The sequence below is a fragment of the Clostridium sp. 1001275B_160808_H3 genome, assembly GCF_015550425.1.
GTDB lineage: Bacteria > Bacillota > Clostridia > Clostridiales > Clostridiaceae > Clostridium.
Genome location: NZ_JADNAT010000005.1, coordinates 75,720 through 93,131, shown reverse-complemented (window position 1 = coordinate 93,131; position 17,412 = coordinate 75,720). Strand labels below are relative to the sequence as shown.

The following is a 17,412-nucleotide window of genomic DNA, read 5'->3' as shown; positions in this document are numbered from 1 at the left end:
CTGCTCAATTTGGTGGTTTATCTTATAGTATTCTTGAAGAAAGAAGTGGAGATATCTATATAATTCAAACTGAATCTTTTGGTAGATGTGCTATTTGGGCTCCTAGAGATAATGATAGTTCCATTACTTCTTCTCCTTTATATAGTAATGGTGATACTTCTGGTGGTGGCTCAAATGGCGGTGGTACTGGTGGTGTAGAAATCCCTGGTGGACTAAAAGTATTTATAGATCCTGGCCATGGTGGGTATGACCCTGGAGCTTCTGGAAATGGATTGCAAGAAAAAGATATAGTTTTAGGAATAGCTAAAAAATTAGGAGTGAAATTAAATTCATATGGTATATCAGTAAAATATTCAAGAGAAACTGATACTTTTGTGGATTTAGATCCTAGAGCGCAACAAGCTAATGAATGGGGTGCAAGCTTATTTGTGTCTATTCACGCAAATTCAGCCACTGCTTCTGCTAGTGGTACTGAGTGTTATACTAAACCAGCTGCTGATTCAAAAACTAAACAATTATCTGCAAATGTTGCACAAGCTATATCAAGTAAATTAGGAATACCAAATAGAGGGCATAAAGAAGAAGTTTGGAGAGTTCTTATGTCAAGTAATATGCCTGCTATTTTAGTTGAAACTGCCTTTATAACTAATTCTGGTGACGCTAATTTATTACAAAATAGACAGGATGATTTTGCTAATGCTATAGCAAAAGAAATTTTAAATTACTTAAATATAGATAGTTCTACGAATGATGTATTAGATCAAATAAATAATAGTGGATTTGCTAAACTCTTAGGAGTTAAGTTCACACAAACTACTCAAGAAAAAATAATTGCTCAATCTGGATCAATTAGAGTTAAACTCTCCACTACGAAAGGTGGTAGCAATGATGGCGAAATAGTTGCAGACTTTAAGGCTGGAAATTTTATTAGTGGTACACTTAAAAATGATTTGTTACAACTATCGACAACACTCTCTGCAAAAGGAATCACGATATCAAAGCAGTTATTTAAATTGGGTAATACGAGTTTCTCCGTCGCTGCAGCTGATGATTCTAAGACAACTACTATATCTTTGACTAGAACTTTAAATATAAATGATTCAACATTTAGTCAAAAATTATCTATTGAATTTGATAAAGATAGTTTAAAAAATGCTTATCAAACTATTACATTATTTGCACAAAATGTAATAGATGCTACTAAACCTATTTTAATTCCATTTCTATTAATAGCAGCCATGGTAGCTATAATATATCTAGGCTATCTTCCAATTATAGTAAATGGAGCTACAGCTCTTCTTGGTGCTATTGGAACTGCTCTTTATAATTTAACTTTATGGTTAGGAAAGCTCGCATAATATAAAAATGCCCAGATAAACTTTTATCTGGGTACTTTTATATTAATCATTTCTTTAATATAATTAATAAATTTATTTTTTTCTTCTTCACTATTGAAAACATTAATTGGAATTATTAATTTACTTTTATATCCACTTTCTAAAACATTAAGTATCATTATATATTTATCAATTATATCTAATTTAGTATCCTTATTTAATTTCATTTTAAAAGTACTATTTTTATAATTTATAATTACTAATTTATTATCTATAATCAAAGTCTTCTCATTAGCAATATTTTCATATTTTTTAAAGTTTTTTAAAGCCAACTTCTTAGAAAGCTTATTTATATAATTAGGCTCCATTATTTTTAATAAATAAAATACTATTAAAGTCATAACAATTGAATTAGTAAAAAAATACATAATGTTCTTTAATTCAATTGAATAATATATTCCACTAATAAACGCAATAGAGCTAATAAAATATTTAATTCTAGTAAAATGTATATACTTATAAGCAAAATGTTTAAAGAATACTTCATAATCTTCAATTTTATTACTATATTTTATCTCCATAAATTCACCTCTCATATAAACTATATCACATAATATTAGAATATTCATTTAAAACTTTTTAATGAATAACCAAAGCCAATGATCATTGCCTTTTCAACTATGCTAAATTCAACTTTAACGTAGTTTTTCTTTGATTTCTTCTACTTACATTATCTATATATTTACATGATGTTAAAAAGGAGGGTTTACTATGGATAAGTACACAAAACTAATTCTAATCTGTACTTTAACTAATACATTGCTCAACATAATAAATTTATTTATATAAAATTATCTATTTCACTAAATGAAATTTTCACGATAAAATAAAAAATAACGATTTTAAGCCATTTATAAGACGTAAAAATTTGAAAAAATTATGGTTTTGGGCATCCCTCAACAAGAAATTTTAAAAATAAGCTTCTCTATTTTGCTCAAAGAATATAAAAGCAGTGAATTCTTCCCCTCACTGCTCAAATATCTTAACTTAAAAATTTTATAATTTGCTTTTAACTGTACATTTTAATTATAATTTATAATTTTTACTTTTCCTCATTAACTAACACTTTCTTTAAGGATGTGAATAGCATCCATAAAGCTATCATTACAAGTATGTGAGATACTCCTGCAATTCCTGAAATCATTCCATTGATTGAACTCGTTAATTGCAGCTCTAATGCTTGAATAATTCCTCTAATTAACATCATACATACCATAAGTGGAAGTCCAATATTATATATAACCATGAATTTTTTAAAAGTTTTGTTATATAATAATTCTGTATCTCTACAAAATAGAGCTATAATTAGAAATAGTATTGAACCTAATACTATTAAATGTACGTGTATATATCCCAATGTTGTTTGCCCTGTGAATCCTATAATTTTCGTAAATTCTCTGTAAAAAACTCCACCTATCATTGCTAGTAAAAAATAAATAAATGAAATATTTAATATCTTTTTCATACAAAACTACCTCCTTGAAATCATACTATTAAATCCTATTAATACAGTCCAAACATATGCACAAGTTTTTGGAATCATCAACATTCCTACTAATGGAATAGTATCTGCAAATAATACTACAGGTATATAAAATGCAAAACTCAATACAATAGTTAACCACATAAAACGAAAACTTCCATCATTATTTTCTTTTGCACTTTTATAAAATAGAATAATTATCAATATTCCTAACAAAGCAAAAGGTATATTTCGATAAATTCCCCAGCTTAAAGGTGCATTTATGCTTGTCCAACCATTTTGCGGAAATAAACATAAGATAATACGTGTAATTGATACTAAGTATATAGCTAATGTCATTCCATTTTTTCCTTCAATTTTGTAACGTAAACGCCATACATAATAAAGTAGTATATAAAATATAGTCATTGTTATTGAAGTTATAAATTTACCAATTCCTAATGCAAATGTATAATTTTCAAGTCCTGTAGTACATAATGCAATTGCTCTTGGAACTAAGTGAAATGAGTCTCCTACCCCTAATGTTACTGCCATAACCCCAAATAAAAGATATTGTTTTTTCCCATTGTTTTTCATAATCATTATGATTCCTAAAGTAACTACTGTAATTAGATATACAACATCAAATGTTGTTTCCATAATTGCTTGCATTTTAATTTTCCTCCTTATTCTTTATGTATTTTTCTTTCAAGCTTAAAATAGTTATAACCAAATAGAATTCCAGCACCAAATAATGCACAACCTAAACCAGAATAGAAAACAGCAATAAACACTTCTGGAACAAGGCTAAAAGCTCTTATACCAATACCAAATGTCATCATGAAAGCCATTATATAAAATGATTTTATATCAAAAAATTTCAAAACAAACTGCATCTCTTCTTTATAGTTTTGAATTCTATTTGTATGTTTTATAACAAGTTTATTAAAAACTATGAACCAAAAAAACACGAACACTAATATTGAAAGAATTAAGTTCAAGAAAGTGATATGTCTTACATAACTTATAAATCCTATTCGCAATATATTAAAACCTGCAATAAGCCATACTGCACTTGCTAAAATTAATAGCTTTTCCTTTCTTATTTTCATAAAAATTCCTCCTTTATAATATGAACTTTGTTCATATTGAATTATATTTTTTCCCACTTTATTTAAGTGGGAATATTAATATATATTTACATTTTTATAGAAGCCATTTGTATTAAAATCTTATATATAATAAAAAAATATATATTTATTTATATTTATTATGAAAACATATCTTTAAAATAAGCTATGAGCTTATTTTTAAAACTTCTATTTTTTAATTTCGACTATATTTTATATATTGAAATTTAAATTGAACACTGTTCATATAAAGAATATTATACTCTATCATTTAGTTTGTCAATAGTATTCTTTATAAAATAAAATTCATAATTATTTGCACTATGTAGTTACTTTATTTTTTAATTAAGTAACTACTTCCTCTATATTCTCCCTTTATTAACATAAATAAAAATGATATTACCTATAAACAATTAACTTATTTATAGATAACATCCTTTAATAAACTTTATATTAAGGTCTTGCTGGCATTTCTCCTTGTGGTAATCCTTCTTGCCCTCTCATACCACCGCCTTGACCTGGCATTCTTCCTCCACCAGGACCTCCAAAGCCTCCAGTTGATTGACCTACATTTGTTACTACACTTGAAGCTGTGAAACTTTCTAATTCAGTTCCTCCTGAGTAAGCTCCTTCTGAATACAATCCATCACTTGCTGTTCCAGTGGATTCTCCTCCTGTATAAACTTTATAAGTTCCATTTGTCTTAATATCTGATGAAGATATAACTACTGATTGTGCATTTTTGCTTGGTGCAAATGTTATAACTTCATTTCCACTCTCATCTTCAATACGTACTATTGTATTTGCTGATAAGCTGGTAAATATATTAACTGAGTTTTGTGTTGATGTTGTGCTTGGTGATTGAGCCATACCTGCTCCACCTGCTGCTATTAAAAGTCCCCCTGAAATTTCAAACTTTCCATCATAATCTAAAGCTCCATTTCCATTATCCTCTGGACCATTTACTATAACAGTTCCATCTTTCATATATATTGATCCATTAGCATCAATACCATCCCCGCTTGCATCTACAATAATTTTTCCACCATTAATATTTATTATTCCATTTCCTGATGAAGCAAAATTATTTTGTCCTGGTCTTCCATTCATTGAAGACCCGTCATTTCCACCTGCTGCATTAATACCATCATCACTTGCAACTACTTTTATATTTCCATCATTTATATTTATAGTTTCAGCTTCTATACCTTCATAAGATTTAGCTATATTAATATCTCCATTATTTATATCTATTACAGAATCTGCATGGATACCATCATCACCTGATGAAGCATTAATGCTACCTCCATTAATTTCTACTCTACCATTAGAATGTATTGAGTCATCAGATGAATCAATATTTATATTTCCAGAATCAATTTTTATTCCTACTACAGCTTTTATTCCCTTAGCACTTGCTGTTTCAGTTTCTTCTACTATTGCTTCTTGATCTCCAAAGCCCTTAGGACTTCCCCATGATCCCCATGAACTACTAGCTTTGCTGCTATTTTCGCTTCCTCCACCTGACTTAATAGTTATGTCTCCTCCAGTGATTGTAGCATTTGTTTCTGCTTGTATTCCGTCTTCACCTGATGTTATATTAATAGTCCCACCTTGGATTAATACATATCCTCTTTCTTCATCTTCTGCGTTATTAGATTTCATTCCATCTCCTTGTGAATTTATAGTTATATTTCCACTTGTTATTGTAATAGAATCTTTTCCTCTAATACCATCATGTACAGAAGTTACTGATATATTTGCATCTCCTATCTCTAAATCATCCTTACTTGTTATTCCATTATTATAATTAGCATTTACTATAAGAGATCCTGCACCATTAATAAACAAGTCAGATTTACTAAAAATTGTAGCATTGGGTTCATCAGTGGATTCATCATCAAACACGTAATTTTCTCCATCTGTCATTTGATTCTCTGTTCCATCAGCTAAAATTATATATGTATTTTTAGAATTTTTAACATATATTGCTGAACTATTAGAACAACTTATATTAGCACCATTTAAAATAAGTTCTACATTATCTTCATCTCCAGCATTTACTATTATTTGTCCATCACTTAAAGTTCCTGAAATGCTATATGTTCCTGCTGAATTTATTATAACTTTATTTTCTTCTACAACTGCTCCATTTCCTTCTACAGATATATTCTTCCCTAAGGTTATATTAGCATTAATATTTTCTATACTTTCACTACTTATGGAAGTTTCGTTATTATTAGCTTTTTTACTTGTGCAACCAGTGACTCCTATGCATAAGGAAATTACTGATAATATAGCAATAAGTTTTTTACTCATAAATTTTCCTCCTACAATTTCATTGAGTAAATAATATCATTATTACCTTAAATTAATCTTAAAAGATTTTTAAATGCCCATTATAAGAAAAGTAGTCATATATTCCTTTTCTTATTCCATCACTTTATTTCTATTCAAAGTAAACTTATATATACAGAATAAAAAATCAAAAAAATCTATAATAACAAATTTTTAAAATTTAATTTATAATAAAAAAAAGTTCCTCATTACAAAATGAAGAACTATCTTATTTTAACCTATATATTTATTTTTTATTTAATATTAATGAATTTAAATCAACCTTATTTTTATCATCTTCCGAAATTTCATATTTGTCCTTATTTTCTACAACATCTTTAAGCTCTACATAGGCATTTGTTATTTTTGATGAATACTCATCAATTATTATATCTTCATTAGAAATATCATCATTTATTTTTAATTTATCCAAATCCCTATTCATTCCTAATGCTGTATTTCTTTCAAAATTATGTTGAGATAGATTTTCAGAATTTTTAAGTTGTAATTCATCTAATATATCTTTAATCATTAATAACACCTCCATATTTCTATAAAAGTATTATTAGTTAATTTTTATAAATTTATTTAGATATTTATAACTCCCTTTTATATAATCTTCTAAATGATAGCATTATCCACAATTTTATTATTAATGCATATATTCCTAATACTAGTTCTATCATTTCTGACATAAATATAAAATTAAAATTAATTACAATTATTACTACTGGATATAACCAAAGATACTTTATTGCTTTATTTCTATATTCTTTTCCTAAGCTATCGCTATATTTTTCAGATAAGATTTGTGATGTTCCTTCTAAAAGCTTTACTATAACTATAATTTCCAATATACTTACTACATTAAAGCATATTTCAGTTAAAACTATATTATTAGATGAAGTATCAATTCCCAGAAATGGCAATATAAAAATAATAAAAGAAACAAAGGCACTTATATTATTTAATTTTAATGATAGATTAAGTGAAGCATTTTCATTATCAATTAATATTTCTCTTATTCCTGAAGATACAATCAATATTGCTATAAAGTTTGGTAAAAACTGAATTGACCCTAAATTAATGTGAAAAGCTGTAAAAAACATTCCCCAAAAGATCTTTTTATAACCATTAAGCATTTATATTTCCTCCTTTACTTTTAGATATTTATAAATATCACTAAAGCTAAAGTACGGTTTATAATTGAAGGTGTTGTATACTCTTTTTTCGTATTCTTTTCCACTTCTATCAACAAAATAAATAACTGGTTTTATTTCATAACTACAGAGCTTTTTCTCTATGTCATCTATATTATAAAATTGAAAACTAAAAAATAGATTTTCATTTTTGTTATAAATTAAATCTTTTTTATTCATACTTCCTAATTTGTTTATATTGAAATCAAATAAATCCTTAGCTTCCTCAAACAATGGTGAATAAACATTTGATATCATTATATAATCAGTGGCCCAAAATATACTCCTACTATTTCCATCACTTGATCCCTCTACCCCTGAATCTTGTAGTGGAGTTTTCTCATCACTATATTTATGCAACAGTATTTTTCCTAAATCCACATCCATAATAAGTCCATCATTAAAAGTTATAGTTGCTTCACCTAACTCAAGCTCCTTATTTAAATCATACTCAAAATTTTCATGGTTTAAACTTAAGAAAACTGTATGAACTCCATATCTACCATGTCTTTCAACATTATCATTGCTGTAATCGTAAAAACTCATTAATCCCATGGAATTAGTTTCACTTGCATAAAAATTCAATTCTGGTGCGTCTTTAAAAGTTATATATACTACCTTTCTTTTATCCTCTATATTCGATATGTATTTTAATTCTATATCAAAACCTGAAATTGAAAGGCTTCCCTCACTTTCTATAATTTCAACTTCTTTATAATTTTTTATAAACACAGGTTTATCTACTTTTAATTTCTCTGATATTAAAATTGTTAATACTAAAGATATAACTATTAATGTAATAGAAATTTTTAAAGTTTTGCTAATACTCTTCATCTTATCTCCCCTAAATCCCCAAATTTAACACAATTTAATTATATAAAATATATAATTAAATTTCATTATAATAACTAATTATTCTTTATATAAGTAATCATGATATATTTATTAACAATGGTACTCCTAATGCTAAGATATTTTTATTGTATTCTGCAACTAAATGTATAAAAAGAACCTATATAGATAGGATCTCTTTTACAAGTGTCTACCTTATAGGTTCTTTTTTATTTAAATCACTTTTTTATTATGATTTTATCAAATTTTTATGAAAATATATTTGTTTTACTAGATGAACCATGAAAATATTTCTTTTTATTAAACTCATTAATAAATTTTACATTTATTAAATTATTATTTTCACTAATAGATACTTTATCTCCATTATACATATTATGGCTAATATTATCCTCATAGAAATATGTTGCATTTAAAAACTTATAATCTTTAGAAAGGATTTCCGTTATCATGTATGTGCCATATGGTACTTCTAATTGAATAGTTTCTCCATCAGCAAGTTGAATATAAGTTTCAAATTTATCACCCTTTACGTAAATTGTAAATTTATCATTATTTACATTATTAGCTACTTCCTTAGTAATTGAGATTAATCCTAATTGATTTTGAGGAACAAATAAGCTTTTATCATCATTATCAATTAATTTACCACTATTAGCTATAGCAACATTATAATATTCTATGCCACCATTTTGATTTTCTGGAACTAAAACTTTATATATATATGTTTTAGATTCATTAACATTTAGTTCAGCTATATTTTCTAAGTGCTGATAGGATAAACCTTCTAATGTATTATTAATGTTTATATTCAAGTACTTAATAGCATTTAATAAAGTTGAATATGCATTTTTAATATCTTGGTCACTAGGTGAATTTAAATTTAGAACATCTTGAGCATTTGTTATTGCCATATTATAATAAACTTCATAATACTTATCTTTAAAATCCTTTATATTACTATTGATTAAATAATCAAATAAAATTTTTAACTTATCTATATTGTAATCTATGGCCATAATATCTATTACATCAACATCAATTATAGGAAGAATCCCTTCGTTTGTTACAGTTATTGTATATTCTAGTTCTTTTCCTTTTTCAGCAGAAGTAGCATTTACGGTTTTATTTATATTTAAAGCATTTCCTGTTCCATATAAAATGATTTTTTTACATATATTATTACTATTATCATTGGTTGATACTCCTATTACTTCTCTTGTTATCTCATTAGATGTAAAATCCCCTAAATATTGTTTATTGTTTGTTTTATTTATATCAATTATTTCTTCTTCGATATAGTTACCTTGTTCCAGGACTTTCCAATCATTCACAAAATCACCTATATTATTAGGAGACATATAAAAAGGATATCTTACATATTTCCATGTATCTATTTGATTCCATAACTCATCTGTTAAGGTTTTAGATGATACATCTGCTTTACCAATTAAAGAAAAATCATCAGGAGTAGATAGAACTACTGCTTGAACGCTGTTTGCAGAAGCTTTTCTAATTATAGGGTTTTCATTTAATGCAAAATGCTCTAATTGAGGATAATATCCATCTATAGTTGTCCAAGGTATATCTCCTCCTGGATTCCAATTATTATAGATCATATCTTTAGTTAATAAACCTTCTAAGATGTCTAATTTTCCAAAAAACACATTTGGATATCCTAATAATAATTCAAGTCCAGGTTGACCGACCGCATTTAAATAGTTAGATCCTCCTGTTCCCATCTGGATGTCTTGATATGACTTTTTCATGTGTATTCCCATATCTCCAGTATTAGAGTGTCCTATTGCAGCTACATGCTTATATTCACCATAACCATCTAATTCAACTGATGAATAAATATTATAGAAATTACTATCACCTCCCACAACACCCGCAATTCCTCCTACATCATGCCATCCAGATAAATATCCAGTTGCATAACTACTTGTAACTTTACCAGACTCAGCCATTCCAACAATTCCCCCAATATATTGTCCAAATAAAATATTTACATTAGCCATACACCCAATAATTTTACTAATATTTAATCCAACAATTCCTCCAATATATTGTCCACCAAAATTTGCAGTTTTAGTTCCATTCAAATCTCTTTCATCTAATATCGAATCACCTATATTATAAGAATAAATTCCACGATTTTTTCCACAAGATTGCATAGATACTAGTGAATTAGATATGGTACCATAGTTATATGCTGATATTCCTCCCATATACCTCGCTCCAACCATATGCAAACCAATTACTGATACTTCATTTATATTTCCATAATTATATACTGCAACCGCTCCTAAATTACTACCAATAGAAGTAATTTTATTACTACTATTTATTATAGAAGAATCTATACTTACATCTTGAAATATAATATTTTCTATGGTTCCCATAAGCTTATTAATAAACCCGAGGTTATCAGAACCCTTTATATTTATTGAAACATTTGAAATAGTATGACCATTACCATTAAGACTTCCATAAAATTCCTTAATCGGTATCCAATCCGAACTTAATGTTATATCATTTGCTAATTCATAATCACTAGTTGGTTTCATGTTTTTTAATTCATCTTCTGTTGATATTGTTATTATTGTTGCTTTACTTTCAGCTTTTGACTCTGTAGATTCTATATTAGGGAGATTTTCTATTAAGGTTGCATCATTAGTAACTTGATTTTCAGTATCTTGATCATTAGTAGCTTGATTCTCAGCATCCTGATCATTAGTATCTTGATCCTCAGTAGCTTGATTATTAGTATCTTGATCCTCAGCATCTTGGTCATTAGTATCTTGATCCTCAGTGTCTTGATCATTAGTATCTTGATCCTCAGTAGCTTGATTATTAGTATCTTGATCCTCAGTGTCTTGATCATTAGTATCTTGACCCTCAGTGTCTTGATCATTAGTAGCTTGATCCTCAGCCACTTGATTCTCACAATCTTGATTCTCAGTAACTTGATTATTAGTAATCTCATCATTTAAAGTTTTATTTTCATCTAAAATATTATCAATATTTTTATAAGTAAGTGCTAAAATATTATTATTTTCTGCAAACACATTCATTGAAAAAATATAAGTAGTAAACAAAAAAATAGCTAACAGCTTTTTTAGTTTTTTATTCATGTAATCACCTTTTAAAACTTAATTCTAAATACTAATTTTAATTGGAATATACTTTTATCAAATAGTGATATATTCCATTATAAATTTCTATTTCATTTCCATTAACAGTTATTTTATTATTAACAAAATAAACTTCAATAGCTATAACTCTTTTTACTAATGTTAATTCATCATTTTTTTAATCAGCAAATATATTATTTTATAATGAAGCTCCTCCTTTGTTAATGATATTCTCAGCATCTTCTGGATTAAAGTTTTCTATAACTTCTATACAACTATTTTCATCACTAGTTCATCTGTTCTTCTAGTTGAAAATTCATTTCTTTGCTGCACTTGAATATGTAAAACAAGATAGTGTTTCCCCAATTTATCCAATTGCTAATATAGAATCTACTAAAAATGCTACAATTTTCTTTTTGTTCATAATATATTCCTGCTAAATAGTTATTTGTTAAAATAATCATTATGTTAATCATTGTAACTTTTTTAAATATAACCTTTCTAAAATATAACCTTTAAATTTTCAAGAAAAGTTTCTATTATAATAGTTGAAAAAAATTATTATAATATTAATAATCCTATGTGTTACCAAAGCATTGCATTATCAATATTGAATGTTATTGTATAATTTATTTCTAATTTGTCCATTCAATTCTTCCATCTTCCAGAATATTTGCATTCATTCCAAAAACTTCTTTAACAGCATTATAATCTGCGTTTACATATTCCATATTAAATGTAAGATTATATTTTGCTTCTTTATATTCAGTTTCAAATTTTTTATTAAAACCTACTGAATCTAATATAGTTTGAGTATCTTTACCAGGTTCTAAAATAAAATTGTAATAATACCAACCATCATTTCCTAATGTCCATTCATTCGTCCAAAATGGCGTCCAATTTTTTATTGCTACTTCTTCACCATTTATAATATTGCTTAAATAAATTGTGTTTCCAAGATTATCAACATTACTCCAATTTTCAAGATAGTTTACTCTAAGCATCATGCCTATAGTTCCGGTATTTGAAAACCTAACCTCTTTAGTTAGTGGATCATCCCAATTCTTAATATCATCAGGGAACTCCTCTTCTATTTCTCCTTTTAAATCAGCCGTAGTAAATTTATTTACTGTATAATCAGTACTTCTAAATGTTGCATAAGATTTATTAATAGTAACTAAAAATAAATAAGCAATTGATAAAACAACTATACTTTTTAATAGTATATTCTTATTCATATGTTCACCTCCAAAAAATCAGTCCATAATCTTAATAAAATTTCAATTATTCCATGAACTTAAAATTAAATTATACTAATAGTATGCTATTCAAAATATTCATATGATTTAATATTAATAAAGAAGGCTTATGTAAAAATTTAGATAAGGCTTTTGATAATCAATGTTCATATAACTTAACAAATCGATATAATTTGTTGCGATAATTACATATGTTCCATAAGCTAAATAGCTAGGCAGGCATTGAATACTTAGTGAAGTTAAGCAAAGCTATACTGAAATTAGTATTAAAGCCCATCTACTGAAGCTTACCTTAAGTAGATGGGCCTATTAATTCATAAGAAAACTACTATGTCAAGAGCTTTAGTTAACTAGCTGTCTCAAACACCCAAGCAACACCATGTCCTAGTAGTTCTTCCTCCACCAAGTACTCCTAATTGCTCGCTGTGTTCTTATTCTACAGTCTATTTATCTTCGCCAACTTATATTTTTCCACACAAAATTATTGAATGAAGAATTAGCCTCATTAATGATACGTATTAAATTGGAGAATTAAAACATATCATTAAGTTTAATTTTCAATAATATATTATGCAGCTTCTATATCATTATCATTAGCAGCTTCTATTTCTTCTTTATCTTCTTTTAAAACTATATTTAACACTAATGCTGTTATTGTCCCAGTTGATATTCCTGATGCAAAAATCATTTTTAATCCTTCTGGCAGTTGTGCAATAAATTCTGGTCTAAATGTTACTCCAAGCCCTAATCCAATAGATGTAGCTATTATTAAAAGATTACGCTCATTTATTTGTACTTTACTTAATGTTTTTATTCCTGCTGCTGCAACAGTTCCAAACATAACTATTCCAACTCCTCCTAAAACAGGTTGTGGAATGCTATTAACTATTGCTGCAAGTTTAGGTAAAAATCCTAATATAACTAATATAATACCTGCCATAACTGCTACATAACGGCTAGCTACTTTTGTTAAAGGTATTAACCCAACATTTTGACTAAATGTAGTATTCGGTAATGTACCAACAGCTCCACCTATCATACTTCCAATACCATCTGATAATACGCCAGCTCCTATACGCTTGTCAGTCATATCTACTTCTGAAACTTCTCCTACTGCCTTTAAACATCCTACAGTTTCAATTGCAGTAACGAAATATGCTGGAATAAATGCTATGAGTGCTTTTAAATCAAAGGTAACTCCATATTCAAATATCTTAGGTAATGAAATCCAGCTTGCTTCTTTAACTGCTGTAAAATCTACTAATCCGAGTGGAATGCACACAACATATCCAACAATCATTCCTATAAGTATTGATGCGCTACTAAGTATACCTTTTCCATAACGATTTAGTAATAATGTTCCAATAAGTACAAGCATTGAAATTGATATATTTTTTATACTACCATAATCTGCAGCTCCACTTCCCCCTGCAGCCCAATCTATTGATACAGGTAATAGTGTTAACCCAATTAAACATACAACTGTTCCTGTAACTAGTGGTGGAAATAACTTCATTAATGGCCTAATAAAATAGCTAAGCACTACTTCAAAAACTGCCCCCAGAATTGTAGCTCCAATTATTCCTGGTAATCCTAAAACTGATCCAACTGTAATAGATGGTGATACAAAAGTAAAGTCTGTCCCCATTATACAAGCTACTTTTGAACCTACTGGTCCTATGCCCTTAGCTTGTATTATTGTTGCAATACCAGCTGCAAGTATTGATGCACTTATTAATGCTGTTCCTGTTTTAACATCAAACCCTAATGCACTAGATATAACTAATGGAACAACTATTATTCCACCAAATGCAGCAAATATATGCTGAATTCCAAATAATATCTTTTCTGATATTGATGGGTTATCGTCAACTTCATATGTTAGCTTAATTCCATCTGTTACTTTTACTTTATCCATGACTTCATCCTCCATTGTTTAAGTAATAAAAAAACACCTCGTAATCGAGGTGTCGTCTTAAAAAATAGAAATAAAATCATAAATTTATAATACAAATCAATTTATAATAATTTCTTTTTCAAATTCAATACCTCGTAGTCTGCCTATTTACGGTTAGCAGGTAGAAACTTTCGGTCCATATTACCGATGATATACGAGAATTTCTTAATTTATATTCGTATTATACACAAACATTAGTATAATTTCAATAATTAATTATTTTGAAATTATTTTCCAAAATTATGCATCTTTTCAATTAATCTATGTTCATCTATACTAAATAAAACTTTTGAAATAATTAGTATAATGGAGCATGTCCATATTGATTTAACCCCAAAATTTACAGTTAATATTCCACCTAAAGATGCACCAACTAAAAATGAAAGAATTACTATTATATATCTTATTGATCTTGCACATGCCACTCTATCATTTTTAGTTATTGCTAAATATGCAGCTTGTGCAGCAGTTCTTAAATTTCCTGTGCACATAGTTGTGCTATATGGGGAATCAACTAACCTTCTAAAAGATGAAATTTGCACTGATGAAACAAATGATATAGTGGTAGTTACAAATATGTGTTGCACAGTATTTGGTATAAATCCAATTATAAAAAGCACAACTGCTTCAATAATTAAAATGAACTTTTCAGACCTTGATGATCCTTTGTAATTCTTTATTGATTTTTCTCTTATTATTTCTGTGACTATCACACCTACTACAAATGCTAAAATAGGGAGTGCAGCCATAAAAACACTTTTATAATCTCTATTTGTAATTCCAAGTGCAACTAGTACAATATTTCCTGTTTCAGCATTAGCAAAAACACCGCCTCTACATATGAATGTATAAGCATCTAAAAATCCTCCTACTATTGCAAGAAGTATTCCTAACCTTAAAGATTCAGATGTTATTTCATGACTAGGCACCTTTTCTCTTATATTTCTAAAAAGTTTAGACGTATGAACTTCTTTTAAATTCAACTAAAAGCCCCCTTGATACTTCTATTATTACTATTAAAGGCTTATATAACACAAAGAACAATAAACAATGTGAATCCCTTGATACTTCTACTATTACTATTAAAGTATATTTTCAACTAAATACTACTTTTAATATCTAAGCTCCAACTATATTTTTAAGCCACTTCTTTTGTCTATATCTTCTAAAACCTAATATAAACTTATAAACCTCTTCGAGTGTTATCATTGCATAAACATAATAAATAGGTAATCCTAAAACAATTCCTCCAAAGAAAGCCATCGGTATTCCAACACACCACACACCTGTGATATCTAAAAGTAGAGAAGCCTTTGTATCTCCACCACTTCTAAGAACACCTACAATATTAACTAAGTTAAACATTCTAAATGGTAAATAGCATACAAATACAGTCAAACACCTAGTTATATCTAATGCTATATTATCTGGAACCGAGAATAGTTTAATTAATGGAGTTCTTATAATAATACATACTAATCCCATAGCTACTGTTAATAACAATTGTAATACAAAGAAACTCTTGGCATGTTTTTCTGCATCTTTTAGCTTATTTGCACCTAATTCATTTCCTAAAATAACAGCAGTAGCAGAACTTAGTCCTTGGAATAAAACAATACATATTTGCTCAACATTTTGAGTTATTGTAATTGATGCAACAGCTTCATCTCCCATTCTTCCATAAACTAACGAATACATAGTAACTCCTAGTCCCCACATAAATTCATTAGCTATAACAGGTGATACTGTAATAAAATACTTTTTAATAAATTCCTTATTAAAGTCAATAAGCTCTTTCATTTTAGCTGCTGCTGGTCCTCTACTTATGTACACAATAGCTAAAATAGATAAGCATTCAACTAATCTAGCAATAACAGTTGCTATTGCAGCACCTTGAACCCCTAATCTTGGTGCTCCAAAATTACCAAATATGAATGTATAGTTTAGTACTACATTAACTCCAATAGCTACTATACTTATAAAAACCGGAGCCTTAACCTTATTTGTTGCTCTTAAAAGTGAAATATAACAATTTGTTATTGCGGTTAAAGGATAACTTAAGGCTACTATGATTAAATAAGATGCTCCAACAGCTATTGTATTTTCACTTGGAGTAAAAATTCTCATAACAAACTTTGGTATTAAAAGTCCTGCTAGCATAAAAATAATAGCTCCAGAAAGCCCTATAATAAGAGATATGCCAAGAACTCTTCTTATGTTCTTCACATCCCTCTTCCCCCAATATTGTGCAGTTAATATTGAAGATCCACTAACAACACCAAATAATAGTAAAGTAAAAACAAAAAACACCTTATTAGCTAGTCCAACCGCCGCAATTGCACTTTGTCCTAAAGTTCCTATCATCATGGTATCAACTAAATTTAGGGTTGTATTAAGAAGTGACTGTATTGCTATAGGAATTCCAATTGCTACAGTTTTCTTTAGAAATTTTTTATCATCAAATAAGTCTTTAAAATATGATATAACCATGGTTCATCTCCTTCCAACTATATTTCATATATTATAAAAAGCGTACCTTTCGATACACTTTTTAATAATCAATAATCCTTCTATTCATAGAATAAAGTAATCATATATAAATACTAATTTTATACTTTACTTTAATAGTTTTATATTCTATATCTTATTAATTATAACATAATTTAAAGTATAGTAATCTAT

The 17,412-nt window shown here is 27.8% G+C and carries 14 protein-coding genes and 1 riboswitch; of the genes, 1 reads left to right on the top strand and 13 read right to left on the bottom strand.

Annotated elements, in window-relative coordinates; translation table 11 throughout:
- Nucleotides 1-1,358: N-acetylmuramoyl-L-alanine amidase (locus tag I2A75_RS05430; protein WP_195263464.1), on the top strand; the 1,358-nt coding region annotated here is incomplete at its 5' end.
- Between the two features lie 23 nt (nt 1,359-1,381).
- Here the strand turns inward: I2A75_RS05430 and I2A75_RS05425 are convergent.
- The 13 genes from I2A75_RS05425 to I2A75_RS05365 all read right to left on the bottom strand — a co-directional run bounded on the left by I2A75_RS05425 (nt 1,382) and on the right by I2A75_RS05365 (nt 17,220).
- Entirely contained in the window at nt 1,382-1,918 is a 537-nt protein-coding gene (locus I2A75_RS05425; RefSeq protein WP_195263463.1) for a hypothetical protein, read from the bottom strand.
- Between the two features lie 521 nt (nt 1,919-2,439).
- The gene (locus I2A75_RS05420) at nt 2,440-2,862 is read right to left on the bottom strand and encodes a DUF2871 domain-containing protein (RefSeq protein WP_195263462.1); all 423 of its coding nucleotides are present in this window, start codon (nt 2,860-2,862) and stop codon (nt 2,440-2,442) included.
- 6 nt (nt 2,863-2,868) lie between these two features.
- Entirely contained in the window at nt 2,869-3,531 is a 663-nt protein-coding gene (locus tag I2A75_RS05415; RefSeq protein ID WP_195263461.1) for a hypothetical protein, read from the bottom strand.
- A gap of 14 nt (nt 3,532-3,545) precedes the next feature.
- Complete coding sequence (locus tag I2A75_RS05410; RefSeq protein ID WP_195263460.1) at nt 3,546-3,971, bottom strand: hypothetical protein; 426 nt, start codon at nt 3,969-3,971, stop codon at nt 3,546-3,548.
- 471 nt (nt 3,972-4,442) lie between these two features.
- The gene (locus I2A75_RS05405; RefSeq protein WP_195263459.1) at nt 4,443-6,308 is read right to left on the bottom strand and encodes a carbohydrate-binding domain-containing protein; all 1,866 of its coding nucleotides are present in this window, start codon (nt 6,306-6,308) and stop codon (nt 4,443-4,445) included.
- Nucleotides 6,309-6,573: 265 nt separating this feature from the next.
- The gene (locus I2A75_RS05400; RefSeq protein ID WP_195263458.1) at nt 6,574-6,858 is read right to left on the bottom strand and encodes a hypothetical protein; all 285 of its coding nucleotides are present in this window, start codon (nt 6,856-6,858) and stop codon (nt 6,574-6,576) included.
- 64 nt (nt 6,859-6,922) lie between these two features.
- Nucleotides 6,923-7,468 carry a hypothetical protein gene (locus I2A75_RS05395; RefSeq protein ID WP_195263457.1) on the bottom strand — a complete coding sequence of 182 codons (546 nt, stop codon included), beginning with the start codon at nt 7,466-7,468 and terminating at the stop codon, nt 6,923-6,925.
- Nucleotides 7,469-8,359: a hypothetical protein gene (locus tag I2A75_RS05390; protein WP_195263456.1), complete on the bottom strand. Its 891-nt coding sequence runs from the start codon at nt 8,357-8,359 to the stop codon at nt 7,469-7,471.
- 266 nt (nt 8,360-8,625) lie between these two features.
- Nucleotides 8,626-11,514, bottom strand: coding sequence for a DUF11 domain-containing protein (locus I2A75_RS05385; RefSeq protein ID WP_195263455.1), 2,889 nt, complete (start codon nt 11,512-11,514; stop codon nt 8,626-8,628).
- Nucleotides 11,515-12,149: 635 nt separating this feature from the next.
- Nucleotides 12,150-12,752: a hypothetical protein gene (locus tag I2A75_RS05380; RefSeq protein WP_195263454.1), complete on the bottom strand. Its 603-nt coding sequence runs from the start codon at nt 12,750-12,752 to the stop codon at nt 12,150-12,152.
- Between the two features lie 589 nt (nt 12,753-13,341).
- The gene (locus I2A75_RS05375) at nt 13,342-14,691 is read right to left on the bottom strand and encodes a nucleobase:cation symporter-2 family protein (protein ID WP_195263453.1); all 1,350 of its coding nucleotides are present in this window, start codon (nt 14,689-14,691) and stop codon (nt 13,342-13,344) included.
- Between the two features lie 115 nt (nt 14,692-14,806).
- Nucleotides 14,807-14,908, bottom strand: a riboswitch (purine riboswitch).
- A gap of 49 nt (nt 14,909-14,957) precedes the next feature.
- Nucleotides 14,958-15,671, bottom strand: coding sequence for a YoaK family protein (locus I2A75_RS05370; protein WP_195263554.1), 714 nt, complete (start codon nt 15,669-15,671; stop codon nt 14,958-14,960).
- A gap of 178 nt (nt 15,672-15,849) precedes the next feature.
- Complete coding sequence (locus I2A75_RS05365; protein WP_195263452.1) at nt 15,850-17,220, bottom strand: MATE family efflux transporter; 1,371 nt, start codon at nt 17,218-17,220, stop codon at nt 15,850-15,852.
- Nucleotides 17,221-17,412: the final 192 nt, after the last annotated feature.

Excerpts from the sequence above, each read along its gene's own strand:
- I2A75_RS05415 (WP_195263461.1), bottom strand. The coding sequence starts at position 3,531 with ATGCAAGCAATTATGGAAACAACATTTGATGTTGTATATCTAATTACA.
- I2A75_RS05410 (WP_195263460.1), bottom strand. The coding sequence starts at position 3,971 with ATGAAAATAAGAAAGGAAAAGCTATTAATTTTAGCAAGTGCAGTATGG.
- I2A75_RS05400 (WP_195263458.1), bottom strand. The coding sequence starts at position 6,858 with ATGATTAAAGATATATTAGATGAATTACAACTTAAAAATTCTGAAAAT.
- I2A75_RS05425 (WP_195263463.1), bottom strand. The coding sequence starts at position 1,918 with ATGGAGATAAAATATAGTAATAAAATTGAAGATTATGAAGTATTCTTT.
- I2A75_RS05375 (WP_195263453.1), bottom strand. The coding sequence starts at position 14,691 with ATGGATAAAGTAAAAGTAACAGATGGAATTAAGCTAACATATGAAGTT.
- I2A75_RS05365 (WP_195263452.1), bottom strand. The coding sequence starts at position 17,220 with ATGGTTATATCATATTTTAAAGACTTATTTGATGATAAAAAATTTCTA.
- I2A75_RS05390 (WP_195263456.1), bottom strand. The coding sequence starts at position 8,359 with ATGAAGAGTATTAGCAAAACTTTAAAAATTTCTATTACATTAATAGTT.
- I2A75_RS05385 (WP_195263455.1), bottom strand. The coding sequence starts at position 11,514 with ATGAATAAAAAACTAAAAAAGCTGTTAGCTATTTTTTTGTTTACTACT.
- I2A75_RS05395 (WP_195263457.1), bottom strand. The coding sequence starts at position 7,468 with ATGCTTAATGGTTATAAAAAGATCTTTTGGGGAATGTTTTTTACAGCT.
- I2A75_RS05405 (WP_195263459.1), bottom strand. The coding sequence starts at position 6,308 with ATGAGTAAAAAACTTATTGCTATATTATCAGTAATTTCCTTATGCATA.
- I2A75_RS05420 (WP_195263462.1), bottom strand. The coding sequence starts at position 2,862 with ATGAAAAAGATATTAAATATTTCATTTATTTATTTTTTACTAGCAATG.
- I2A75_RS05380 (WP_195263454.1), bottom strand. The coding sequence starts at position 12,752 with ATGAATAAGAATATACTATTAAAAAGTATAGTTGTTTTATCAATTGCT.